Origin of the sequence: Brevundimonas vesicularis, assembly GCF_014204545.1 — a bacterium.
GTDB classification, from domain to species: Bacteria; Pseudomonadota; Alphaproteobacteria; order Caulobacterales; family Caulobacteraceae; genus Brevundimonas; species Brevundimonas vesicularis_B.
In genome coordinates, this window is record NZ_JACHLJ010000001.1 from 852,354 (window position 1) to 873,228 (window position 20,875).

The window sequence follows — 20,875 nt, forward strand, 5'->3', positions numbered from 1 at the left end:
CTTTCGACTCGGTTGGGCACCCAGCCAGACACAGCCCTATCTCTGCCCTCGGGCCTCAAGAACGGCGTCAGCTTCCCCGGATGGGACGCTAGCCGGAAGATGTCGGGGTCGGCAGGCTATCTCGTCACCCTCGGCGAGAACTCCAAGCGATCGGCCTACGAGGGCAAAATCCCGGCCTTCGTGACCACCATCGAAGGCCTGTTCTGCTACGATCCGCGCCAGGACAGCACCTATCCGGGCGGCGCCGGCTCCTGCCGACTTAACGATCCCTCGACGTGGGTTTGGACGCAGAACCCCATCCTGTTCGCCCTGAAGTGGGCGCTCGGCCTCTGGGAAGGACCGAACGGCAAGGGCGCGCCTCAGGTCGACTATCAGGTCGGCGGCATCGGTGCGAAGGTCGAGAGCATCCGCCTGACGACCGTCGTGGAAGCCGCCAACATCGCGGATGCGAACGGCTGGACTTCGGCGGCTTGGCCTTCGACCGACGACGACAAGGCCCAGGTGCTGGACGGCTTCCTGAAGGCGGCTGGGGGCCGCTACGCCGAGATTGCCGGTCAGATCGCCTTCATCCACCGCGCCGCGCCGCGCGCGCCGGTCTTCACTGTCCGCGCCAGAGACACAGCCGGCCCGGTCGAAATCGACACTGCTTCGTCCAAGCTGAACCGCTTCAACACCGTCAGGCCTCGCTTCTGGTCCGAGGCCAACGAATGGGAAATGACGGCGCTGCCGGAGGTCACGGCGACCGAATGGCAGATCGAGGATGGCCAGGGTGTCGCGGTGAAGCGGACGCGCGGCGCCGACTACACCTTCGTGGTCGATCCGAAGCAGACCCGCGAGCTGGCCAGCCTGGAGATTTCGAATAGCCGGGAGGGTATCAAGGGCCGAGTGCCGCTGCGGCCCTACATGGACCCCGAGCCGGGCAACACCTTCATCTTCGATGAGCCCGACTTTGCTCTGTCGAATCTGAAGTGCTTCGTCCTCGACGTTGAAGACGACACCGAGAACGACACGGTTGTCGTCACCTTCGAAACCGAGACCGACGGCAAATACCCCTACGCCTACGGCCAGACCGGCAGTCCGCCGCCAGCCCAAGAGCTCGATCCCATCGACCCGTTCTTCGTCACGCCACCCGGCGCCGGCGATTGGACCATTACCCCGCGTCCGCCCTCGAACGGTGCGCAGCTCCCCGGTTTTGATCTGACGGGCTTCGTGTCGAACTCGACCGCCACGGCCATCATCGTGGAGACCGGCCCGAGCGCGAACGGCCCATGGAAGCAGGCCTATCAGGGACCGCCGACGGTCACGAACATCCCGATCGATGGGCTGCAACCCGGCGCGACCTATTTCATCGCGATCCAGTATCAGCGTAACCAGAACTATTCGGAGCGCGAGGTCTTCGGGCCATTCACGGCGCCGGATTTGATCGCTGGCGACCTGTCGCCGGAAAGCCCGGTGCGGATCGCGGTCACCGAGATCACCGATAGGCTCGTTGGCGTCGAGCAGATTTCGGCGACGAACGCGGCGGCCGTCGCGGATCTGGAAGAGGTCTTTGGAGACACCGTCAGCGCGGCAGCCAGCGCGGCCCAAGCCGCTGAACAGGCTGCTGTCGCCACGCAAGCCAAAGCCGATGCCCTGATCTCTTCCGCTGCAGCCAGTGAACAGGCAGCAGTTGCGATTCAACAAGCCCTCAACGCTGAAACGCAGGCCGGAAACGCTCAAATCTGGGCGGATCAATCGGCGGGTTCCGCGACGACAGCATCGAGTGCTGCGGCGACTTCGACGGAACAGGCCGGCCTCTCCGCCACGGCTCGCGGTGAGGCCGAAGGATTTGCCGGCGCGGCCTTCAACTATCGAAATCAGGCTTCCGGCTTTGTCACTGACGCGGAAGCGGCGGCGGCCGTCTCGACCGCGCAAAAACTGGAAGCGATTGCTGCCCGCGACATAGCGACGGAAAAGGCGACGGCCTCGGCGCAGTCGGCATCGAACGCCAGCGCGTCAGAAACGGCGGCCAGTCAGCAGGCCGCTGCCGCGACACAACAAGCCCTCAACGCCCAAACTCAGGCCGGAAACGCCGAAGTGTGGGCGAGCCAAGCTTCGGCCTCATCTTCTAGCGCGGCGGCGTCAGAGAGCAATGCAGCCGGGTCGGCTTCGACCGCTGCAAGTCAGGCGGTTTTGTCGGCGTCGTCCGCGTTCGGTGCGGCGTCATCGGCCAACTCGCCGCTGGCGACCTCTCCTGCCCTGTCGCCGGATGCGTTTTCGGTAAACGACCTTTCGACGCTGAACGGCGCCCCGAACCTGCGCCAAGTCCTCTCCGACAATCCAGGGAAGATTTATCCGATCAACTCGACCGTTGAGGTCAACAACTTCGGATCAGCCGTCCATATCAACACCGCAAAGGCGCTGGCTCGACCGGTAGGACACCGTTTCCGGTATTCGGCCCGCATCAAGCGCATGGCCGAGGGCGGCGACGCATCGCAGAACCTCGTTTCGCTCTTCGCGTGGTATTGGGACGAATCTGGAAACCCCCTGGGCGGCGAAGAGCTCGCTGGCGTCAACCCATCGGGTTCGGACGGTGTCGTGCTGCTTTCCGTGGATCACCCGCCGCCCGCCGAGGCCGCTTGGACGCGGACGCTTTTGCGTGTGATCTCCCGTGTCGGTGTCACGGCGATCCTCTCGCTGGACACCCAAGACATCGAGTCCGAGAAGACCGCGTCGGCGGCGGCGACCGCCTCTGTCGCGTCGGCTGCTGTTGCGTCAACCAGGGCGGATGAAGCGGGTCAAAGCGCGTCTGCGGCGACTGCGGAGAAACTGGCGGCTGAACTTGCCCGCGACGGCGCAAGCGCAGCGGCTTCGGCATCAGCGACAAATGCGGCCCAAGCCCTTGCCTCTAGAAATCAGGCTGGCGAGTTTGCGTCGTCGTCCAGCGGGTCCGCCAATACTGCTGAAACCGCCGCCGGGCACGCGCTGGCCTATCGAGATCAGAGCGCCAGTTCAGCCGCCACTGCGAACGCTGCATCCGTAAGTTCCGGTGTCAGCGCCTCGACGGCGGAGGCGGCGAAGCAGGACGCGGAAGCGGCTCGGGATGTATCGATTTCCCAAGCCGCCGCCGCGCTTACCCAAGCCGCCAACGCCGGCGCGTCAGCTTCGTCAGCGTCGATCAGCGCGAACCTCGCCGCCTCGCTTGGAGCGAACGCCAGCGTCATCAACAATGGTAGGTTCCTGAACTGGCCCGCGGGACAGGATCGACCAACCGGCTGGGACGATTGGACCAACGCTACCGGATCGACCAACATTCAATCCGGCAGCGGATGGAACGGGCGACGCTTCACCCGCATGAACTACGTCCCCAGCATGGGCAGCCTGGGGATGAAGCAAGTCATCAGCGGCTTCAGGGGCGCTGGGGCGTATAACCTAGAGGTCGAAATCGCCATCCCGAACGGCGGTGCTACCGGAACCGGCTTTCAAGGTGCAGGCGTCCTCATCCAGTGCATGGATGGGAACGGCGGCTATATCGCCGATGGGGGCATTCTGCGCTTCGCCACCGATCCTGACACGGGCGGAAACGTCGCGGGCAGCGGCTCCGGCGACGGTCGGATCTATCGTTTCACAAAGCGGATCGATTTGGCCCCAAACACCGCCAGCATTCAGCTTTACCTCATGTCTCGGTGGGCTGAAGGTTTCGGGCCGCAGGGCGCCAACGAAACCAAGTCGCTGGATTGGTATAGCACCGCTCTGACGTCTATGTCGGAAGGTGATCGGGCGGTCCCAGCCTTGGCGGCGCAGCTCAACGTCACCGCCGCCGTCGCTGCCGATGTGGCGACCCGGATGGCATCGGTCGAGTTCAGCGTCACCGGCGGCGCGGGCGGTGATCCGTTTGATATCTCGCTGAAAGCGGGGCCGACCGGCTCAGACGCCTCGATCACGGCGACGAAAGTGCGGCTGCGGAACATCGTTAACGGCGAGGCGGTCGAGGCGCTGCGGATTGAAAACGGCAAGTCCAAGTTCTTCGGCGATGTCGAGGTCAATGGCGGAAGCATGAACTTCAATAACCGGTTCATCGTCGCGCAGGACGGCACGACCACCATCCGCAGTGGTCAGACCGGCGAACGGATGTGGATCGAGGGCAAGACGATCCGGGGCTGGTACGCCAATGGCCAGCAAGCCTATCAGCTGGGGTGACGGATGGGCCTGCGTATCTGGCGTCCGGACGGCTCGGTGTTATTCGACACCACCAGCCGTCCCGGCCGCATCACGGGCACGGCCGCACATAGCGGACCGGGAACCGTCACCCAGACCATCGGGGTGCCAACTGGTCCAGGCAAGCGGTCGTGGATGTCCGCCTTCCCCTGGGGTGATGTGCGCGGCGGTTGTTTCGACAATGGTGACGGCACCTGGACTTACAGCCTGACGCTGGCGGCCGGAGCGACGGTCCAGGTCTATTGGGGCGACCGCTGATGGCCGGCTTCTTCTTCAACACGCCGGACGGCGTGCGCCAGTTCGACAGCAATGGCTGGCCAGTGATCGGCCATACGGCCCGCGCCTCGGTGCCGTCCTCAGCGCTCGATTTCGGGCTTGAGTTCCCATTCTTCACCGCCAAGTTTATCGACATCACCATAAACGGCCGTTCGCCCATGATCGCCGTTCGCGTTCCCTCGACGCTGCACCCCGTCACTGGCAATCCGTACAAGCTGGGGGGCATCTTCAGCACGCGGCGGAACGGCGATGCCTTCACCTTTCGGATCTACGTCTTCTCGACCAACAATGACTGGGCGTTCGACTATTTCGTGATCGACCGGATGCAGATCGCGCACGACGGCATGGGCCTGACGTTCTGGGACGAAGCGCAACAGGTGGTCGTTTTCTCGACCGCGACACCGTTCGTCAACATTCCAGCCGCCCAGGCGTCCGGCCGTCGCCATGCCGTCGTTGGCTTCGTGTCCTCAACGATGAGCGAGAACTTCAACGACGACTTCAACAATCCCTCGACCCAATACGAGGTCACCGGGAACGGCTTCTACTACGCCGACGGAAAGGTGTTCGCCGCGTCCAAGGTGATCGACGGAGGGGTCGTCACGGGCGCGTCAGGTCCGCCCTACAGCGGCCGAGACATCGGTATCGCCCAGCCGCCCCTGATCATCGACGTCACCGATGTCGGCGGCTGAACCCCACCCCAACAGCGAAAAGGAACCTCCATGGCGAACGCGTCCCTCATCAAGTCCGACGATATGGCGCTGAACCTGCCGGCCGGGTCGGTCGTCGTCCTTGCGCCGCACTCAGCTGGCGAGGATGGCGCGCTCAGCTACATCGTGTCGCGTCACCGCACCTCCAGCTATTTCGACCTGGCGCAATCGACCGAAGATGTGCGGGCAGAGCTGTTCCGCGCCGGCCGATCCGCTGAAACCTTCGTGCAGTTGTCCTCCAGCGGCCAACCCGTTCTGGTCGAGCCCGGCTCGCTGGAAGGCTTCGAGGGTCGCAAGGGTGATGACGATTCTCGCTGGATCGTCGTCGATGTCCGCGCGCCCAACGACAATCTGTTTCAGGTCACGGTCGATCACACGCCCGATCACCTGATCCTGCTTCAAACCACCCTCACCGAAAAGGAGGCCGGACATGGCCAAGACCCAACCCACGCCTGAAGACATCGCCGCCGCCCGCCAGATGGTGGCCGAAGCGGACGCCGCCGCCGCCGCCGAACGCAAAGCGTCGGTGCGCGCCACACTGACTCCGTTCACCGACGCCGGCCTGGGATCGACGGCGGAAGACGGCAGGGTTGCCGCCCTGATCAGCGTCCTGCGCGCCAACTACACCACCCTGGCGGAGATCGATCCCAGCCTGCCCAACCTCGCCTTCAGCACGGCTCGAGTGCTGCAAACCCTGGACGATCGCGTCCGCAGTCTTGCGGCCATGAATGCGCCAGCAGCTGCGCAGCCCTGACTTCGTCAAAGCCGCCCAACGGCTGTTCGACCACGGCCTGACATTCGGAGACCTCCATGGCTCGTTTCATCCGCTGGGTGGCGGAACCCTTCACCGTGTTCGGGATCGGCGCGCTGCTGAACCTGATCCTGAGCGCAGCGGCCTATGCCGGCGTCATCGGGGCGGACCGGATCGACCCCGACTGGATTTTTCTGGCGGGCGCGGCGGGCGGCATCGTCTCCGCCCTGGTCCACGTCGGGGTGGTGTCGCTGGGTTCCGAACCGGCGACCTCGCGCGAGATCATGCGCGCGGTGATCGAGGGCGTGTTCGCCGTCGTCGTCGGCGCGTTGGTCGCCCGGTTCTGGGCCGCGCCCATCGCCCTGCGACTGGCGCCAGACATCAACCCGTCCGACCTCAGAGCCATCGGCTTCGGGATCGGGATGGGGGCGTGGCGCTTCGCGCCTGGTCTGTTTGGGGCCGTCAAACTGCTGTCCAACCCCGCCACCCTTCGCGATCTGGCCCTGCGCTGGTTGGGCGGCACGAGGGCCAACCCATGACCCCTGTCGATATCGTCACCGTCATCGCCGCTGGCGTGGTCGGGCTGACCGTCTTCGCCCGCGCTGAGATCGTCTCGCCGCGCGTGCGCAGTTCCTACGCCAGCAACTGGATCGTGCGACGACTGATGGATGTCGTGGCGCTTGTGACGGTGTTCGTCATCCTCGAAATCTATGGCGGCGCGCATGTGCCGGATGCGGTCGCCTGGTTCTTCGTGTTCGCCGCCGTCACCTCGACCGCCATGCTGATCAGCATGTTCGTCCACGACGGGCGCGAGGTGCTGGAGGTGCGGCGGGCAGAGACGCGGGCCGCCGACGTTCAGGACATGAAGGAAGCGGTGGCGGAGACGGTCCCGCCGGTCGTGGAGCGCTCTCTGGAGAAGGTGGTCTCGGGTTTCGCCGAACCTGCGCCCGATTACGACCGACTGATCCGCATCGACCCGGTCCCGCCTGCCTCGCCGTCCGCCGACTGACGAACCGGGTTCGCGAACGCCGTTCGCCTCATCTTTCCACGCGAGTAATCATCATGACAACTCTAGCACAGACGTCGTCTGCCTGCGGCTGCTCTTCGGCCGACTGCCGCATCAACGGCTGCGCCTCTCTCAGGCAGGCATCGCAACATGGACGATCGCACTGGCGTCCATGGGAAGCGGGAACTGCTGCACAGACGTCGCAATACCAAGCGTCAGGGCCTCCTGCGGGAGGAGCCGCCGATCTTCTGTTCCAAAATAGTGATCGATCTGCTGATCACCCCACCCAAGAATTTCCCTGAAGGGCGCGCCGATCAGGTCCGTATTGGGGGCGCGTTGCCCGATTTTTGGGCCATCCGAATAGGTTGCCCCGTGGAGCACAAAGGCGCTGATCGGCAGACAAGTCCGCGCGGCGCCTGCCATGAACACCGTCGCTGCTATAGAGTCGCATGGCCCGAAAGCGTGGGTATCAACACGCCACGGCAAGCTTCGAATGAAGTTGTAGAGCCCGACGCCGGCGACGACATCACCGCCTCCGCTGCAAATGTGAAGCACGATGCGGGTCGCGCCTTCGCGGAGGGCGCCCACCATCAAGATTTGCGTATTTCGAGCAGCGACTGGCGTCATTGCTCCATGGAAGATCAAGTGACGGTCCATGCTGATATCGTCTCCTGTCACGATGATTTTGGCGCTGTTGCTCGTCGATCAGGCCCGGCGCGGCCCGAGCCTCGATCAGGCGAAAGTCTGCGTGATCAGCTGATCCGTCAGGTCCAGGTGCACTTCCAGCGCCGCAATAGCCTCGGTTCGGGCACGCTCTGCGGCCGATCGATCACCCGCCGTCAGGTGGGCCGCGAACTCGGTGATCTTCGCCGTCATCAGCTGTTCCGCGCCCATGGCGCGCCGCTCCAGCGTCCCGTCATCCATTCCGTGTTCCCTATAGCTTTGCGGCCCGGCCGTTGATGTCCTCGCCCAGCCGGGCCGCCTGACGCAGTTCGGGCACGAGCCGCGACGGCTTCGCCTTAGCCGCGAAATCTCACTCTCACAATCTGGAGACTGACCATGCTCGACGCCCGTCGATTGCAGACGAACCAGCGTGTCCCGGTTGACGGGATCATAGGCGCCGGCACCCTGACTGCTCTCTTCTCACGGATGGGCGCCGCGCCTGCCATCGCTGCCGAACTCGGCCTCGCCGCCAACGTCCACTTTCGAACCTACGGCATCTTAGAAAGCGGCCTGCGCCTAGCGCACTTCATGGGTCAATGCGCGCACGAGAGCGGCAGCTTCCGATACATGGAGGAGATCGCCAGCGGCGCGGACTATGAGGGACGCGCCGACCTGGGCAACACCCAACCGGGCGACGGAAAGCGCTATAAGGGACGCGGACCCATTCAGACCACGGGCCGCGCCAACTATCGGCGGGACGGCCGGGCCCTTGGCATTGATCTGGAGAGCAATCCGCATCTGCTGTCGATTCCGTCTCTCGGGTTGATGGCTAGCACCTTGTTCTGGTCACGCATGGGGCTGAACACCTATGCAGATCGGGACGACGCCGTGGCCTGCTCTCGCGGGGTGAACCGGGGCAATCCGAAGTCCGACAAACCCTCCAACCATGAAGCCGACCGGATCGCTCTGACGGCGAAGGCCAAGGCGTTGATCCTGTGATCGACACCCTCGCCTTCCTCCGCTCCATCCCGCGCCTGCTCAGCCCGACCGGCTGGCTGATCGTCGCCATCATCGCCGCCTTCGTCGTGACCGGAGCCTATTGCTCCCACAGGGGCGCACAGGGCGAACGGGACCGTCAGGCTGTCCAGACCCAGAAGACCGAGGCGAAGGCTTCAGGCGCGCGGGAAACCGCTGCTATCGAGCGCGAAGCCGACACGACCACCATCCGCAACCGGCAAGAGGAGAGAGACCATGCCGCTGAAGCGATCCCTGACAGCCGCCCTGATGATCGCGAGCTTAGGCGCCGCTGTCGCCAGTTGCGCGAAGCCGGTCGGAGCCTTCCCGACTGCGACGGATTTGATCGTCCAGCCCAAGCCGGTCCCGCCTGACGACGTGCTGAGCAGCCGCATCGCGGGCGAGCAATACGACAACGCCGTAGAAGCCTGGGGCGAGGAAGGGTGGGCGCGGGTGTCGCGGCTCTGCCGATTCTTCGACACGATGGGGATGCGAGGGCTGGATTGTCCGCCGCCTCCGCGACCGGGCTAAACCTCCGAATAATCCGGGGGTATCAGCAATGACTATCGGTCAGAGCGATAGTCATTCGGTCGGAGGAAATCACCCCCAAATCCAATAAGGGCGGGGGGTTCAGCCGCTTTACCCCTTGATTGGAAATCAGCAGAGCGTCGAGCCTCGGCTCCGCTATCGAGGCCGCTCCGGGAGACCGGGGCGGCTTTCGTCTTATTCCGCTCACAGGAACCGATGGTCACTGCTGGAGTTAACCGCAGCAGAGCCGGCTTATGAGGGTGGTGGCCCGGCAATATGCGCCACCCCGCTCGGTGGGCGGTCTATTACGTTCCCAGGGTGAGGCCGCCCGCCACAGACGCCCTCGGTTTAACTGCCGGGGGCGTTTTGCCGTTGAGGCCCTGCCCATAGACCGGTTTCGGCGGCGGCCGCCATTTCCCCATCTCAAGCCACCATCCCAGAGCCTTGAGCCGCTCATTCTCTGCTGCGGTGTAGTCCCACCAGATCCGATCCATGTCGGTGATCGTGTCCACTTGGCGGGGCCAGGTGCTCGTCTTGTCCATGAACCGAACTCGACCGGGGCAGCCCTCGACGCGGCAGGCGGGCCGCCTGTTCGCTAGGGTGAAGTCTTCGCCTTTGGCGCTCGCCACAGCAGCAAGATCGACGGGGCCGCCGTGACCGATCTGGACGACTTCACACTCCCATATGATCTTCGCGCCCCGCTCGATCATGGAGCCGACGGTTTCGGCGGTCATGGCGCCTGGAAGCGGCCGAGGCGCATCAGTTCTTCGGTTGATAGGGGCTGGCCCATGATGTCCTCCGTCGCGCCATCGACGAGAGAGCCATAGCTTACCATGAACAGAATGAGAACATCTGCTGTTTATGGGAAGTCAGGCGGGGAGTGAGACGCAAGGCTTCAAGCTAAGTACTTGAAAAGGATGGTGGACGCGACAGGGATTGAACCTGTGACCCCCTCGGTGTGAACGAGGTGCTCTCCCGCTGAGCTACGCGTCCTTGCCTTGCGGAGGCGGCGACATAGCCCGGTCGCCGGCCCCGCGCAAGCGCCTGTTTCAGATTCCGGCGGCGCGAACGCCTTCGGGCGTATCGGCTTCCGGATCACCCGGCAGCCAGGCGACGTGACCGTTATAGATGTCCTGGTTCAGGATGCCCTCTTCCTTGGCCACCAGCACCGGCACCAGCATCTGGCCGGTCACATTGGTCGCGGTCCGCATCATGTCGATGATCCGGTCGATGGCGACGATATAGCCGATGCCCTCGAGCGGCAGGCCGGCGGTCGACAGGGTCAGGGTCAGCATGACGATGCTGGTCCCCGGCACGCCGGCCGTCCCCAGCGACCCGAGCACCGCCGTCAGGCCGATCAAGATGTACTGCGTCAGCGTCAGATCAATCTTGAAATACTGGGCGATGAAGATCGAGGCGATGGCCGGATAGATAGCCCCGCACCCGTCCATCTTCACATTGGCCCCCAGGGGCACAGCGAAGGCGGCGTAGGCCTGGGGCACGCCCAGCCGCTCGACCGTCTGGCGAAGGGTGATGGGCAACGTCCCCAGCGAGGACGAAGTCGCAAACGCGGTCTGCTGGGCCGCGAAGGCGCCGCGGAAGAAGCTGGTCACCTTCAGCCCGTGAACCTTCAGCAGGCCCGAATAGACGATCAGGATGTGGAACAGGCAGGCGGCGTAGATGGCCAGGATGAACTTCACCAGGGGCAGCAGCGCCTCCCAGCCATAGCCGCCGACGACCGAGCCGATCAGGCCGAACACGCCGATGGGCGTCAGCTGGATCACCCAGCGGGTGATGCGGAAGATGACGGCCGCGCCCTCATCCACCAGACGCCGCACCCCTTGCGCCCGATCACCCAGCGCCACCAGCGCCATCCCGACCAGTGCCGAGAAGAAGATGATCTGCAGCACCTTGCCTTCGGCCAGGGCGGCGAACGGATTGGTCGGCACGACGCCGATCAGAACTTCCAACGGCGTCGGGATCACCCGTTCCTTGACCTCGCCCAGCGGCAGGTTCGACAGGCCCACGCCCGGATTGATGATGTGGCCGAACGCGAACCCGACCAGCACGGCCAGCAATGAGGTGATGGCGAACCAGACGATGGTCCGCACCCCCAGCCGCACGGCCCCCGCCCCCTCACCCAACTTTGCGATCGAGCTGGCGATGGTGAACAGCACGAGCGGCGCCACCACCATGCGGATCAGGTTCAGATAGACGTCGCCGATCGGCTGAAGCCAGGTCTCGGCCCGCTCGCGCAGGATCAGCCCGGCGATGATGCCAAGGATGAAGCCGGCGGCGGTCCGCTGCCACAGCGGGATCTTGAAAAAGCGAGCGAGCATGACGGCACTTTCAACAGGGGTGCGCCAATCTGTCCATCGCCATGGCGATCCGCAACCGCAGCAGCGATCATTCAGCCGACAGATTTCCTCTCGGCCGGTATCAGAATTTCAGCGCTCGCCTCACGTAGAAGTCGGAGAGGATGCCGTCGATCGCCTCTTCCACGTCCTCGAAAGCATCGATCAGGACGTCCCCGCCCAGGTCTTCAACGGGCGTCGGCGTAAAGCCGAAGGTCGTCAGAATGCAGGGCATGCCGGCGTCTTTGGCGGCGTCCGCATCCGGTGCGGCGTCTCCCACCATGATGGCCCGTTCGGGATCGCCGCCTGCGATGGCGACGGCCTCCTTCAGATGGGCGCCTGAGGGCTTGCGCGCGCTGACCCGATCCGGGCCGACGATGGCGGCGAAATGTCGGGTCAGGTCCAGCTTGCCCAACAACAGCTCCGACAGGTCCGAACGCTTGTTGGTGGCGACGACCAGAACTGCGCCCCGCTCGGTCAGACGCTCCAGCGTTTCGACCACGCCCTCGAAAGGCTGGGAGCCATCGGCGATATGGGCGGCGTAATCGACCAGGAAGCGTTCGAACAGCTCGTCGGACTTGGCCCGCTCGACCGGCGCGCCGGCGGCTTCGAAGCCGTGCACCAGCAGCGCCCGCGCGCCCGTTCCGATCAGGGTCGAGGCGGACTCCATCGGCACGGGCGGCAGCCCCTCCTCGACCAGCATCCGGTTCAGCGTTCCGATCAGGTCCGGGGCGGAATCGACCAACGTCCCATCCAGATCGAAGGCGATGGTCCAGCCTTCCAGGTCGCGATCGCTCATCCACATCTCCCGCTGGCCCGCATGATGGGCTAGATCGCAGGACGACTAGACTGCGAGACGATTCATGACCAGCCAGACGCGCGCCCGCGCCGCCATCATTCTCGCCGCCGGCCAGGGCACGCGGATGAAGTCGCCCCTGCCCAAGGTGCTGCACCCCGTCGCCCACCGCGCCATGCTGGACCACGCCATCGATGCGGCGGAAGGGCTAGGTTGCGAACGCATCGTGGTCGTGGTCGGCAATCACTCGCCGGAGGTCCGGGCCCATGTCGTCAGCAGGCTGGGCGAGGCCGCCATTGCGGTCCAGGACCCGCCGCTCGGCACCGGCCACGCCGTGCGCGCCGCCGAACAGGCGCTGGCCGGCTTCGACGGCGAGGTGGTCGTCACCTATGGCGATGTACCCCTGCTGAAAGCCGCCGACATCGAGCCCGTGTTCAATGCGGACGGCGTCACCGTCATCGGGTTCGAGGCTCGCGATCCGGGCGCCTATGGCCGTCTGATCGTCGAAGGCGACACCCTGACCGCCATAACCGAGGCCAAGGAGGCGTCGCCAGACGTTCTCGCCATCACCGCCTGCAACTCCGGCGTCATGGCCGCGCCGGCGGCTTTGCTCTTCTCGCTGCTGGCCGAGGTGAAGAACGAGAACGCCAAGGGCGAATACTATCTGACGGATGTCGTCGCTCTGGCGCGCCAGGGCGGCCACCCGACCCGCGCCGTCTTCGCGGCAGAGGACGCCGTGATGGGCGTCAACTGCCAGGCCGAGCTGGCTGAGGCCGAAGCCTTGTTCCAGAGCGTGCAGCGCGACGCCTTCCTGGCGGCGGGCGTGACGATGGCGGCGCCAGAGACCGTCCATTTCGCCTGGGACACCCAAATCGGCGGCGGGACCGTCGTCGAACCCTTCGTGGTCTTCGGCCCTGGTGCGGTGATTGATGCCGGCGCACGCATTCGCAGCTTCAGCCATATCGAGGGCGCGCGGGTCGCGGCCGGCGCCGAGGTCGGTCCCTATGCGCGCCTGCGTCCCGGCGCGGACCTGGCGACAGGGGTCAAGGTCGGCAACTTCGTCGAGGTCAAGAACGTCAAGATGGCGGAGGGCGCCAAGGCCAATCATCTGGCCTATCTGGGCGACGGGTCGGTCGGTGCGGGCGCCAACGTCGGCGCCGGGACCATCTTCTGCAATTACGACGGCTTCAACAAAGCCCAGACCCAGGTCGGCGCCGGCGCCTTCGTCGGGTCGAACTCAAGCCTGGTGGCCCCCGTGGTCATAGGCGACGGCGCCCTGATCGCCTCCGGCTCTGTCATCACCGAGGATGTGCCCGCCGACGCCCTGGCCTTCGGCCGCGCGCGCCAGACCGTCAAACCCGAAGCGGCCGCGGCCTTCCGTGTCGAAGCCAAGGCGAAGAAGGCTGCGAAATCCAAATGAGCGACCTCCAGAAGAAGAACGCCGGCGAGGCCGCCGCCGCTCATGTCGAGGCCGGAATGATCGTCGGCCTGGGCACGGGCTCGACGGCCGCCTGGTTCGTGAAGGCGTTGGCGGCGCGGGGCCTGCCCGGTCTGCGCTGCGTGCCCACCTCCGAAAAGACCGCCGATCTGGCGCGCGAACTTGGGCTGACGTTATCGACGCTGGAGGACACGCCGCGCATCGACCTGACCGTGGACGGCGCCGACGAGATCGGGCCGGGCCTGGCGTTGATCAAGGGCGGCGGCGCGGCTCTGCTGCGCGAAAAGCTGGTTTGGGAGGCCTCGGCTCGCTGCATCGTCATCGCCGATGCGGCCAAGGTCGTGCCTGTGCTGGGAAACTTCCCCCTGCCCATCGAGGTCGTCGCCTTTGGTCACAAGACGACGGCCAACCGCATCGCTGATGTCCTGATCGACCACGATATCAACCAGCCGGCACGGGTGCGTCAGGCCGATCGCGGCCTGGTCCGCACCGACGGCGGCAATCTGATCTATGACGCGGGCTGCAAGGCGATCCACGATCCGGTCCGTCTGGCCGACGATCTGAAACTGATCACCGGCGTGGTGGAGCACGGGCTGTTCCTGGATCTCGCGGACCTCGCCATCATCGGCACGGACGAGGGCTTCGAGGAGCGTCTTCCCTAGGACACGCCCCGGCGGCTCAGCACCGCCGGGATCGTGCGCACCAGGATCGCGAGATAAACCCTGATGCTCCGGTTTCTGACCAGCCAGACATCCATCGCCACACGGCGCGGATAAGGCACGGCGTTGCGGCCCGACACCTGCCACAGCCCCGTCAGGCCCGGCCGCACCGCACAGTACTCAGCCAGCCGCCGGCCGTATCGCGCAGCCTCGTCGATCACGATCGGTCGGGGGCCGACCAGCGCCATCTCGCCCCTCAACACATTGATCAACTGAGGCAGTTCATCCAGGCTGGACCGGCGCAACAGGCGTCCCAGCGGCGTAACGCGCGGGTCGTGTGTCAGCTTTCGCATCGCCTGCCATTCCGGATCAGATGCTGACGGCAAGGTTTGCTCCGCGCCCATCCTCATCGAGCGAAACTTGAGACAGTCGAACATTCGGCCGTCGCGTCCGATGCGCTGCTGGCGAAAGATCGCGCCCCCCCCGTCCTGCGCCCTGACGCCCAGGGCGATGAAAACGAAGAGCGGCCAGGTCAGAAGCAGGCCTATTAAGGCGAACACGACATCCATGGCGCGGGTCGGGTCGGGACGAACGCGGCGCCGATGCGCACCGACACCGCGTGTCGGCGTGACATCGCACTCGGCCAAATCCGATATCGACATTCAACGCCCCCAAGTGTGATCATGACCTGGGATTGCGTGATTGGCAATCTTGACGAGCTGTCAGCGCAGGTTGGTTAGATCAGTCGCCGCCCCACCAACTCAGCGTGAACGACGTGCGACGGCCGCTCACCGAAACCGTCCCGGCGACAACAGGCGTATGATCTCCGAGATTGCGCCGCGCCGTCGCCAACGCGCCCTGATCAATCTGCGCCGACAACTCCACCAAGCCCATGCCAGGCGCCGAGCCGCGCATCTGGACCCGATCGTCGGTGACGACATAGGCGTCCGGCAGAACTCTTACCTCGCCTTGCGGCCCGTTCAGCGACAGGATCAGCGGTGGCGAAGCGCGGGACCCACCTTCCCAGGCGGCGAAGGCGTCATCCTGTCCGATAAACAGCGAAGCCACGGGCTGAATGGATTCCTCACCTATCGGGCGATAGTCGCCCGAGGTATCGCCGCTCAGACGATGCTGGAACGTGGCTTCCGGCGTCGACGTCGATGTCGCGGCGTCGCGCCGCTCGCATGCCGCCAGGCTCAACAAGCCCGCGACCGCAACGACCACCCATGAGGACTTCATCGATCAAGCGCCCGGTCCAAGGCGCGGAACCCGGCGATGGCGATCTCGGTCGCGCTGGTGAAGATCGACGGCGTGATCCGGTCGAAGGTGTCGCTCGGTCGATGATAGTCGGGGTGATAGTCGATGCCCATGTACAGGAAGGGCACGCCCGCCTCGTGGAAGGCGCCATGATCGGAAGCGTCGACCCAGTTGTTCTCGCCCGTATCCTGAGGGGTGTCCTTGCCGAAGGCGAAGGACACGGCCCCGTTCGGCGCCACAGCCTCCAGCAAGGGTCGCAGATTGGGATGCTGATAGGTCCCAGTGACCCACAGATGGCCGTCCGTTTCCGCCCGCGCCGTCATGTCGAAGTTCAGGTTGAGGCTCAGTGACGACAGGGGTACCGGAGGCGCCTTGACGAATTCGCGAGCGCCCAGCAGCCCCCGCTCCTCGCCGTCCAGCGCGACGATCAGCACGCTATGTTCCGGCGGTTGGGCCTTCAGTCGCGCCGCCAGTTCCAGCATCGTCGCCACGCCCGAGGCATTGTCGTCGGCGCCGTGGAAGATCTGGCCGTCATTGACGCCGACATGGTCGTAGTGGGCCGTCACAACGATATAGCGGTCGGCGACGCGGGTTCCGGGGATCAGGCCGACGATATTGACGCCGCTGAAGGTCTTGACGCCTTCTCTCGTGCGGCCCGGCGTCTCGAACCGCTGCAAACGCCCGAACGGCGGCGCCTGAACGCCCACGGCCTCCAATCGCGAGACGATATAGGCGCGCGCCCGCTCGCCGCCTTCAGAGCCCGTGTCGCGGCCCTGCATGTCGTCGGCCGACAGGATGCGAACGTCCTCGAGCAGTTGGCTGGAAACCGGCGCAACAGCGCTCGGCGCACTCGGCGCTGTTGCGGGAACGGCGGCGCAACCGCTGACGATCAGTGCGGCGCCAGCGACGAAAAGGCAGAGGGTCGAACGAGTCATACAGGCTCCGATAAGGACGCGCGAACCTATCGAAGAGCGGACGGCGCGTCAGCCTACGGTTCTGTCATCATCGGCTTTGCGCGATGCACGGGCGGCGCGTCAGATGATATGACGACGGCCATGGCCAACACGATTCCTCTCGAAGTCCCCGTCGAAGACCTAACCGCCGAGACGGCCGCCGAGGCCCTGGCCTGGCTGGCCGCCGAAATGGCCCGCCACGACGCGCTGTACAACGAGGCGACGCCCGAGATTTCCGACGCGGAATACGACGCCCTGCGTGCGCGCAACCTAGCGATCGAAACCGCCTTTCCCGATTTAATCCGGCCTGACTCGCCGTCGAACAAGGTCGGCGCCGCCGCCTCAACCCAGTTCGCCGAGGTGCGGCACGGCGTGCCCATGCTGTCGCTGGACAACGCCTTCGACGAGGGCGAGGTGCGCGATTTCGTCGCCCGGATCACACGCTTCCTGAAACTGCCCGCCGACGAACCGATTGCCTTTGTCGCCGAGCCCAAGATCGACGGCCTGTCGGCCAATCTTCTCTATGTCCAAGGCAGGCTGACGATCGGCGCCACGCGCGGCGACGGCCGCTCGGGCGAGGACGTCACCGCCAATCTGAACACCATCGCCGATGTGCAGCAGACCCTGGCCGGCGACGACTGGCCCGACCGGATCGAGGTGCGTGGCGAGGTCTATGCGCCAAACGATGCCTTCGCCGCCTTCAACGCCGCTGCCGAGGCGGAAGGCCGCCGGACCTACGCCAACCCCCGCAATTTCGCCGCCGGCTCCCTACGCCAGAAGGACGCCCGGATCACGGCCAAACGCCCGCTGAACTTCTTCGCCTACGCCTGGGGCGAACACTCCAGCGACTTCGCCGAGACCCAGTGGGAGGCCCTGCAAAAGCTCGAAGCCTGGGGCTTCCCCGTCAACGCCCGTTCGCGCCAGGTCGAGGGCGCAGAGGGCCTGATCGCCGTCTATCGCGAACTGGAACGCGACCGCGCGACCCTGGGCTATGACATCGACGGCGTGGTCTACAAGGTGGATCGCATCGACTGGCAACGCCGCCTGGGCTTCGTCGCCCGCAGTCCTCGCTGGGCCATCGCCCACAAGTTCCCGGCCCAGCAAGCGACTACGGTGCTGGAGGGCATCGACATCCAGGTCGGCCGCACCGGCTCCCTGACCCCCGTCGCCCGGCTGCACCCCGTCACCGTCGGCGGTGTAGTGGTCAGGAACGCCACCCTGCACAATGAAGACGAGATCGAACGTCTGGATGTCCGCATCGGCGACACCGTCCGCCTGCAACGGGCCGGCGACGTCATCCCCCAGATCCTGGGCGTGGTCCCGGACCTGCGCCCCGCCGACGCCGTCCCTTACGTCTTCCCAGAACATTGCCCCGTCTGCGGTTCGGAAGCTGTGCGCGAAGGCGACGAGGTCAAACGCCGCTGCACCGGCGGCCTGATCTGCGACGCCCAGATCGTCGAGCGCCTCAAGCATTTCGTTGGCCGCCGCGCCTTCGACATCGAGGGATTGGGCGAAAAGCAGTTGGTCGCCTTCCATGCGCGGGGCTGGATCAAGGAGCCGGCCGACATCTTCCGCCTGGCGCGCGACGAGGCGCGGCTGAAGGAACTGGAGCGCGACGACGGTTATGGCGAGACCAGCATCCGCAACCTGGTCGCCGGCATCGACGCCCGCCGCGTCATCGCGCTGGACCGGTTTCTGTTCGGTCTGGGAATCCGCGACATCGGCGAACAGACCTCCATCGTTCTGGCCCGCGCCTTCGAGAGCTGGGCCGCGCTTAAGGCCGCCTGTCTCCAGGCCGCATCAGGTGTGCCGTCCGAAGCCTGGACCGAACTGGCGGCCGCCCACGCCATATCGCCCCGCGTCCTGACCCTGATGGCCGAGGCGAAGCCCCCCGCCGTCGATCCCTGGCACGAGGCGACGATGGACATGAAGATCAGCCAGGCCTTCCCCGGCATGGCCGCCCCGGCCCGCCGATCGTTGGCGACGATGGCGAGCGACTGGTCCGGCCTGGTCGAACTGGCCCGGGTCGCGCGCGAGGACGGCCCGTCCGAAATCCTGAACCAGATCGCCGGCGTCACCGGCGTTGGCCCTGTCGCGGCCGAGGCCCTGGCGCACTTCTTCCACGAGCCGCACAATCTCAAAGTCGTGGAGGCTCTGGAAGCAGAGCTGACCGAAATCCTCGACGCCGAACGCCCCAAATCCGACACTGCGGTCGCCGGCAAGACCGTCGTCTTCACCGGCGCCCTGGAACGCTTCACGCGCGACGAGGCCAAAGCCCGCGCCGAAAGCCTGGGCGCCAAGGTGTCGGGCTCGGTGTCGAAAAAGACCGACTACCTCGTCGCGGGCCCCGGCGCCGGCTCCAAGCTCAAGGACGCCGAGAAGCACGGCGTCCAGGTGCTGACCGAGGACGAATGGCTGGCACTGATCGGCGGTTGAAGTTGACCTAACGGTCGGTTTTCGTTGGTGATCGCTGGGGTTTTGGCCTTGTTTTCAACCGAAACCGCGATCAACGTCCGCTTTAACGGGCGGTGCGACCGACCCGACGAAAGGGAACGACTATGAAGATCAAGATCATGCTGGCCGCGGCGACCCTGGCGGGCGCCCTCGCCTCTCCGGCTCTGGCGGGCGACCCGACGGGCCTGTGGCAGACGCCGACCAATGGCGGCCAGGTGCGGATCGCGCGCTGCGGGCAAGCGCTGTGCGGCACGCTGGTGACTTCGGACCACATTCGCGCCGACGCCAATGCGCGCGACGCCAACAATCGCAACGCCGCCCAGCGGAACCGCACCCTGCGCAATCTGCCCATGCTGACCGGCTTCACCGGCGGTCCGACGGAATGGCGCAACGGCTCGGTCTACAATCCGGCCGACGGCGGCACCTATCGCGGCACCATCACCATGACAAACGACAACAGCCTGCGTCTGCGCGGCTGCATCGTCGCGCCGCTCTGCAAGACGCAGACCTGGACGCGCATCCATTAGGATCAGGACTCCCCACATAGGAAAGGCCCGGTCGGAGCGATTCGACCGGGCCTTTTTTGCATTGGTCTTCAGATTAACGGTTCAGCGCAGCCCGCGCCGTCTCGGCGTAGCGATGCCCCGTCGCCGCGCCCTTCGGGAAGACGGCCTCGATCCGAGCGAAATCCTCGGGCGTCAGAACGACGTCGACGGCCGCCGCATTCTGCTCCAGGGTCGCGATACGGCGCGTGCCGGGGATCGGGATCAGATCCTCGCCCTGAGCCAGCACCCAGGCCAGCGCCAGTTGAGCGGCGGTGATGCCCTTGTCCGACGCAATGGCTTTCACTGCCTCGACCAGATCCAGATTCTTCTGGAAGTTCTCGCCCATGAAGCGCGGATTGGTGCGGCGGAAATCGTCGACGGCCAGATCATCGATGGATGTGATGTCGCCAGACAGGAAGCCGCGGCCCAGCGGGCTATAGGGCACGAAGCCGATGCCCAGGTCGCGCACGACCGCGAACAGTTCGTCTTCGGGCTCGCGGCTCCATAGCGAATATTCGGTCTGCAGCGCCGTAATCGGATGGGTCGCATGCGCCTTGCGTACTGTGTCAGGCGCGGCCTCGGAAAGACCCAAGAAGCGGACCTTGCCCTCCTTGACCAGCTCCGCCATCGCGCCGACCGTGTCCTCGATTGGCGTGTCCGGATCGACGCGGTGCAGATAGTAGAGATCGACGTGATCGACGCCGAGGCGCTGCAGGCTGCCCTCGATGGCGCGACGGACATTGGCCGGGCTGCCGTCGGTCATCAGCTTGGTGCGGTCGGCGTTATAGTTGATACCGAATTTGGTGGCGATGAAGGCCTGGTCGCGCCGGTCCTTCAGCGCCTTGCCGACCAGCACCTCGTTTGTGTGAGGGCCGTACATCTCGGCGGTGTCGAACAGACTGATCCCCAGATCCAGCGCGCGATGGATGACGGAGATGGACTGGGCCTCGTCGGCGCCACCGTAGAAGGCGCTCATGCCCATGCAGCCCAGGCCAATGGCCGAAACCTCGGGGCCGTTCGCACTCAACTTGCGCGTCTTCATGAGGCCTTCTCCTGTCGATGTGGGGGATCGGCCCAAAAACGGATGTGGCGGCCGACGATAAGGAGATGGTCGCGGCGACGGCGGGCTGCAAGCCCGACCGCGCTTTTGCGATGGTACCGCCTCTCAGGCTTGAACTGAGGACCTCCGGTTCCACAAACCGGCGCTCTAACCAACTGAGCTAAGGCGGCCCGCGCGTCGCGAGGCGCGTTCTCTACCGGGCCTGCGGCAGGCGATC

Annotated in this window: 22 protein-coding genes and 2 tRNA genes; 13 read left to right on the plus strand and 11 right to left on the minus strand. The window is 65.4% G+C overall.

All coding sequences use genetic code 11. The annotated features are described in order from the left end of the window. The first annotated feature begins 501 nt into the window (after positions 1–501). The 7 genes from HNP47_RS04385 to HNP47_RS04415 are packed head-to-tail and all read left to right on the plus strand — an operon-like array spanning position 502 to position 6,940. The gene (locus tag HNP47_RS04385) at positions 502–4,179 is read left to right on the plus strand and encodes a hypothetical protein (RefSeq protein ID WP_184278494.1); all 3,678 of its coding nucleotides are present in this window, start codon (positions 502–504) and stop codon (positions 4,177–4,179) included. A 3-nt stretch (positions 4,180–4,182) separates the two neighbouring features. Further along, on the plus strand, positions 4,183–4,455 hold the full coding sequence (locus HNP47_RS04390) for a hypothetical protein (RefSeq protein ID WP_184278495.1): 273 nt from the start codon (positions 4,183–4,185) through the stop codon (positions 4,453–4,455). After that, on the plus strand, positions 4,455–5,162 hold the full coding sequence (locus HNP47_RS04395) for a hypothetical protein (protein ID WP_184278496.1): 708 nt from the start codon (positions 4,455–4,457) through the stop codon (positions 5,160–5,162). Before HNP47_RS04390 ends, HNP47_RS04395 begins: the two co-directional genes overlap by 1 nt. A gap of 30 nt (positions 5,163–5,192) precedes the next feature. Continuing rightward, positions 5,193–5,636, plus strand: a complete 444-nt coding sequence (locus tag HNP47_RS04400) for a hypothetical protein (RefSeq protein WP_184278497.1) — start codon at positions 5,193–5,195, stop codon at positions 5,634–5,636. Further along, the gene (locus HNP47_RS04405) at positions 5,611–5,934 is read left to right on the plus strand and encodes a hypothetical protein (RefSeq protein WP_184278498.1); all 324 of its coding nucleotides are present in this window, start codon (positions 5,611–5,613) and stop codon (positions 5,932–5,934) included. The genes HNP47_RS04400 and HNP47_RS04405 overlap by 26 nt, the downstream gene beginning before the upstream one ends. A 56-nt stretch (positions 5,935–5,990) precedes the next feature. Then, on the plus strand, positions 5,991–6,470 hold the full coding sequence (locus tag HNP47_RS04410) for a hypothetical protein (RefSeq protein ID WP_184278499.1): 480 nt from the start codon (positions 5,991–5,993) through the stop codon (positions 6,468–6,470). Continuing rightward, a complete protein-coding gene (locus HNP47_RS04415; protein WP_184278500.1) occupies positions 6,467–6,940 on the plus strand; it encodes a hypothetical protein in 474 nt (157 codons plus the stop codon). Before HNP47_RS04410 ends, HNP47_RS04415 begins: the two co-directional genes overlap by 4 nt. A 129-nt stretch (positions 6,941–7,069) precedes the next feature. Here the strand turns inward: HNP47_RS04415 and HNP47_RS04420 are convergent, their stop codons facing one another. Both HNP47_RS04420 and HNP47_RS04425 read right to left on the minus strand, forming a co-directional pair. Further along, positions 7,070–7,594 (minus strand): ATP-dependent Clp protease proteolytic subunit, encoded by a 525-nt coding sequence (locus HNP47_RS04420; RefSeq protein WP_184278501.1) that lies wholly within the window; start codon positions 7,592–7,594, stop codon positions 7,070–7,072. 75 nt (positions 7,595–7,669) lie between these two features. Further along, complete coding sequence (locus HNP47_RS04425; protein WP_066550153.1) at positions 7,670–7,861, minus strand: hypothetical protein; 192 nt, start codon at positions 7,859–7,861, stop codon at positions 7,670–7,672. A 135-nt stretch (positions 7,862–7,996) separates the two neighbouring features. Here HNP47_RS04425 and HNP47_RS04430 point away from each other — a divergent pair, with 135 nt between their 5' ends. Continuing rightward, the gene (locus HNP47_RS04430; RefSeq protein ID WP_184278502.1) at positions 7,997–8,599 is read left to right on the plus strand and encodes a glycoside hydrolase family 19 protein; all 603 of its coding nucleotides are present in this window, start codon (positions 7,997–7,999) and stop codon (positions 8,597–8,599) included. After that, positions 8,596–8,988: a hypothetical protein gene (locus HNP47_RS04435; protein ID WP_311770020.1), complete on the plus strand. Its 393-nt coding sequence runs from the start codon at positions 8,596–8,598 to the stop codon at positions 8,986–8,988. The genes HNP47_RS04430 and HNP47_RS04435 overlap by 4 nt, the downstream gene beginning before the upstream one ends. A 459-nt stretch (positions 8,989–9,447) precedes the next feature. Here HNP47_RS04435 and HNP47_RS04440 read toward each other — a convergent pair whose 3' ends face one another. From HNP47_RS04440 to HNP47_RS04455, 4 genes are all read right to left on the minus strand, one after another. Continuing rightward, complete coding sequence (locus tag HNP47_RS04440) at positions 9,448–9,876, minus strand: hypothetical protein (RefSeq protein WP_184278503.1); 429 nt, start codon at positions 9,874–9,876, stop codon at positions 9,448–9,450. 184 nt (positions 9,877–10,060) lie between these two features. After that, positions 10,061–10,135 (minus strand) — tRNA-Val (locus HNP47_RS04445). A gap of 56 nt (positions 10,136–10,191) precedes the next feature. Further along, positions 10,192–11,481, minus strand: a complete 1,290-nt coding sequence (locus HNP47_RS04450; protein WP_184278504.1) for a dicarboxylate/amino acid:cation symporter — start codon at positions 11,479–11,481, stop codon at positions 10,192–10,194. A gap of 100 nt (positions 11,482–11,581) precedes the next feature. Further along, positions 11,582–12,295, minus strand: a complete 714-nt coding sequence (locus tag HNP47_RS04455) for an HAD-IA family hydrolase (RefSeq protein ID WP_184278505.1) — start codon at positions 12,293–12,295, stop codon at positions 11,582–11,584. Positions 12,296–12,359: 64 nt separating this feature from the next. Here HNP47_RS04455 and glmU point away from each other — a divergent pair, with 64 nt between their 5' ends. Together glmU and rpiA are read left to right on the plus strand one after the other, a co-directional pair. Further along, a complete protein-coding gene (glmU, locus tag HNP47_RS04460) occupies positions 12,360–13,712 on the plus strand; it encodes a bifunctional UDP-N-acetylglucosamine diphosphorylase/glucosamine-1-phosphate N-acetyltransferase GlmU (RefSeq protein WP_184278506.1) in 1,353 nt (450 codons plus the stop codon). Continuing rightward, positions 13,709–14,392 (plus strand): ribose-5-phosphate isomerase RpiA, encoded by a 684-nt coding sequence (rpiA, locus tag HNP47_RS04465; RefSeq protein ID WP_184278507.1) that lies wholly within the window; start codon positions 13,709–13,711, stop codon positions 14,390–14,392. Before glmU ends, rpiA begins: the two co-directional genes overlap by 4 nt. Here rpiA and HNP47_RS04470 read toward each other — a convergent pair. The 3 genes from HNP47_RS04470 to HNP47_RS04480 all read right to left on the minus strand — a co-directional run bounded on the left by HNP47_RS04470 (position 14,389) and on the right by HNP47_RS04480 (position 16,581). Then, the gene (locus HNP47_RS04470; protein ID WP_221414910.1) at positions 14,389–15,051 is read right to left on the minus strand and encodes a sugar transferase; all 663 of its coding nucleotides are present in this window, start codon (positions 15,049–15,051) and stop codon (positions 14,389–14,391) included. The genes rpiA and HNP47_RS04470 overlap by 4 nt on opposite strands. A gap of 79 nt (positions 15,052–15,130) precedes the next feature. After that, entirely contained in the window at positions 15,131–15,628 is a 498-nt protein-coding gene (locus HNP47_RS04475) for a hypothetical protein (protein ID WP_184278508.1), read from the minus strand. Continuing rightward, on the minus strand, positions 15,625–16,581 hold the full coding sequence (locus HNP47_RS04480; protein WP_184278509.1) for a M28 family peptidase: 957 nt from the start codon (positions 16,579–16,581) through the stop codon (positions 15,625–15,627). Before HNP47_RS04480 ends, HNP47_RS04475 begins: the two co-directional genes overlap by 4 nt. A gap of 120 nt (positions 16,582–16,701) precedes the next feature. Between HNP47_RS04480 and ligA the strand changes: the two genes are divergently transcribed. Both ligA and HNP47_RS04490 read left to right on the plus strand, forming a co-directional pair. Next, positions 16,702–19,035 carry an NAD-dependent DNA ligase LigA gene (gene ligA / locus HNP47_RS04485; protein WP_221414911.1) on the plus strand — a complete coding sequence of 778 codons (2,334 nt, stop codon included), beginning with the start codon at positions 16,702–16,704 and terminating at the stop codon, positions 19,033–19,035. A gap of 122 nt (positions 19,036–19,157) precedes the next feature. Further along, positions 19,158–19,580 (plus strand): DUF2147 domain-containing protein, encoded by a 423-nt coding sequence (locus HNP47_RS04490; protein WP_184278511.1) that lies wholly within the window; start codon positions 19,158–19,160, stop codon positions 19,578–19,580. Positions 19,581–19,653: 73 nt separating this feature from the next. On the opposite strand, the gene HNP47_RS04495 is transcribed toward HNP47_RS04490, so the two are convergent. Both HNP47_RS04495 and HNP47_RS04500 read right to left on the minus strand, forming a co-directional pair. Continuing rightward, positions 19,654–20,640, minus strand: coding sequence for an aldo/keto reductase (locus HNP47_RS04495; protein WP_184278512.1), 987 nt, complete (start codon positions 20,638–20,640; stop codon positions 19,654–19,656). A 111-nt stretch (positions 20,641–20,751) separates the two neighbouring features. Continuing rightward, positions 20,752–20,828, minus strand: a tRNA-His gene (locus HNP47_RS04500). Positions 20,829–20,875: the final 47 nt, after the last annotated feature.

What these genes read in the sequence shown, in the direction of transcription:
- HNP47_RS04405 (WP_184278498.1), top strand. Translation starts at nt 5,611, where the DNA reads ATGGCCAAGACCCAACCCACGCCTGAAGACATCGCCGCCGCCCGCCAG.
- HNP47_RS04450 (WP_184278504.1), bottom strand. Translation starts at nt 11,481, where the DNA reads ATGCTCGCTCGCTTTTTCAAGATCCCGCTGTGGCAGCGGACCGCCGCC.
- HNP47_RS04415 (WP_184278500.1), top strand. Translation starts at nt 6,467, where the DNA reads ATGACCCCTGTCGATATCGTCACCGTCATCGCCGCTGGCGTGGTCGGG.
- HNP47_RS04410 (WP_184278499.1), top strand. Translation starts at nt 5,991, where the DNA reads ATGGCTCGTTTCATCCGCTGGGTGGCGGAACCCTTCACCGTGTTCGGG.
- HNP47_RS04470 (WP_221414910.1), bottom strand. Translation starts at nt 15,051, where the DNA reads ATGTCGATATCGGATTTGGCCGAGTGCGATGTCACGCCGACACGCGGT.
- HNP47_RS04390 (WP_184278495.1), top strand. Translation starts at nt 4,183, where the DNA reads ATGGGCCTGCGTATCTGGCGTCCGGACGGCTCGGTGTTATTCGACACC.
- HNP47_RS04495 (WP_184278512.1), bottom strand. Translation starts at nt 20,640, where the DNA reads ATGAAGACGCGCAAGTTGAGTGCGAACGGCCCCGAGGTTTCGGCCATT.
- HNP47_RS04395 (WP_184278496.1), top strand. Translation starts at nt 4,455, where the DNA reads ATGGCCGGCTTCTTCTTCAACACGCCGGACGGCGTGCGCCAGTTCGAC.
- ligA (WP_221414911.1), top strand. Translation starts at nt 16,702, where the DNA reads ATGGCCAACACGATTCCTCTCGAAGTCCCCGTCGAAGACCTAACCGCC.
- rpiA (WP_184278507.1), top strand. Translation starts at nt 13,709, where the DNA reads ATGAGCGACCTCCAGAAGAAGAACGCCGGCGAGGCCGCCGCCGCTCAT.
- HNP47_RS04430 (WP_184278502.1), top strand. Translation starts at nt 7,997, where the DNA reads ATGCTCGACGCCCGTCGATTGCAGACGAACCAGCGTGTCCCGGTTGAC.
- HNP47_RS04400 (WP_184278497.1), top strand. Translation starts at nt 5,193, where the DNA reads ATGGCGAACGCGTCCCTCATCAAGTCCGACGATATGGCGCTGAACCTG.
- HNP47_RS04480 (WP_184278509.1), bottom strand. Translation starts at nt 16,581, where the DNA reads ATGACTCGTTCGACCCTCTGCCTTTTCGTCGCTGGCGCCGCACTGATC.
- HNP47_RS04455 (WP_184278505.1), bottom strand. Translation starts at nt 12,295, where the DNA reads ATGAGCGATCGCGACCTGGAAGGCTGGACCATCGCCTTCGATCTGGAT.
- HNP47_RS04490 (WP_184278511.1), top strand. Translation starts at nt 19,158, where the DNA reads ATGAAGATCAAGATCATGCTGGCCGCGGCGACCCTGGCGGGCGCCCTC.
- HNP47_RS04475 (WP_184278508.1), bottom strand. Translation starts at nt 15,628, where the DNA reads ATGAAGTCCTCATGGGTGGTCGTTGCGGTCGCGGGCTTGTTGAGCCTG.
- HNP47_RS04420 (WP_184278501.1), bottom strand. Translation starts at nt 7,594, where the DNA reads ATGGACCGTCACTTGATCTTCCATGGAGCAATGACGCCAGTCGCTGCT.
- HNP47_RS04425 (WP_066550153.1), bottom strand. Translation starts at nt 7,861, where the DNA reads ATGGATGACGGGACGCTGGAGCGGCGCGCCATGGGCGCGGAACAGCTG.
- HNP47_RS04440 (WP_184278503.1), bottom strand. Translation starts at nt 9,876, where the DNA reads ATGACCGCCGAAACCGTCGGCTCCATGATCGAGCGGGGCGCGAAGATC.
- glmU (WP_184278506.1), top strand. Translation starts at nt 12,360, where the DNA reads ATGACCAGCCAGACGCGCGCCCGCGCCGCCATCATTCTCGCCGCCGGC.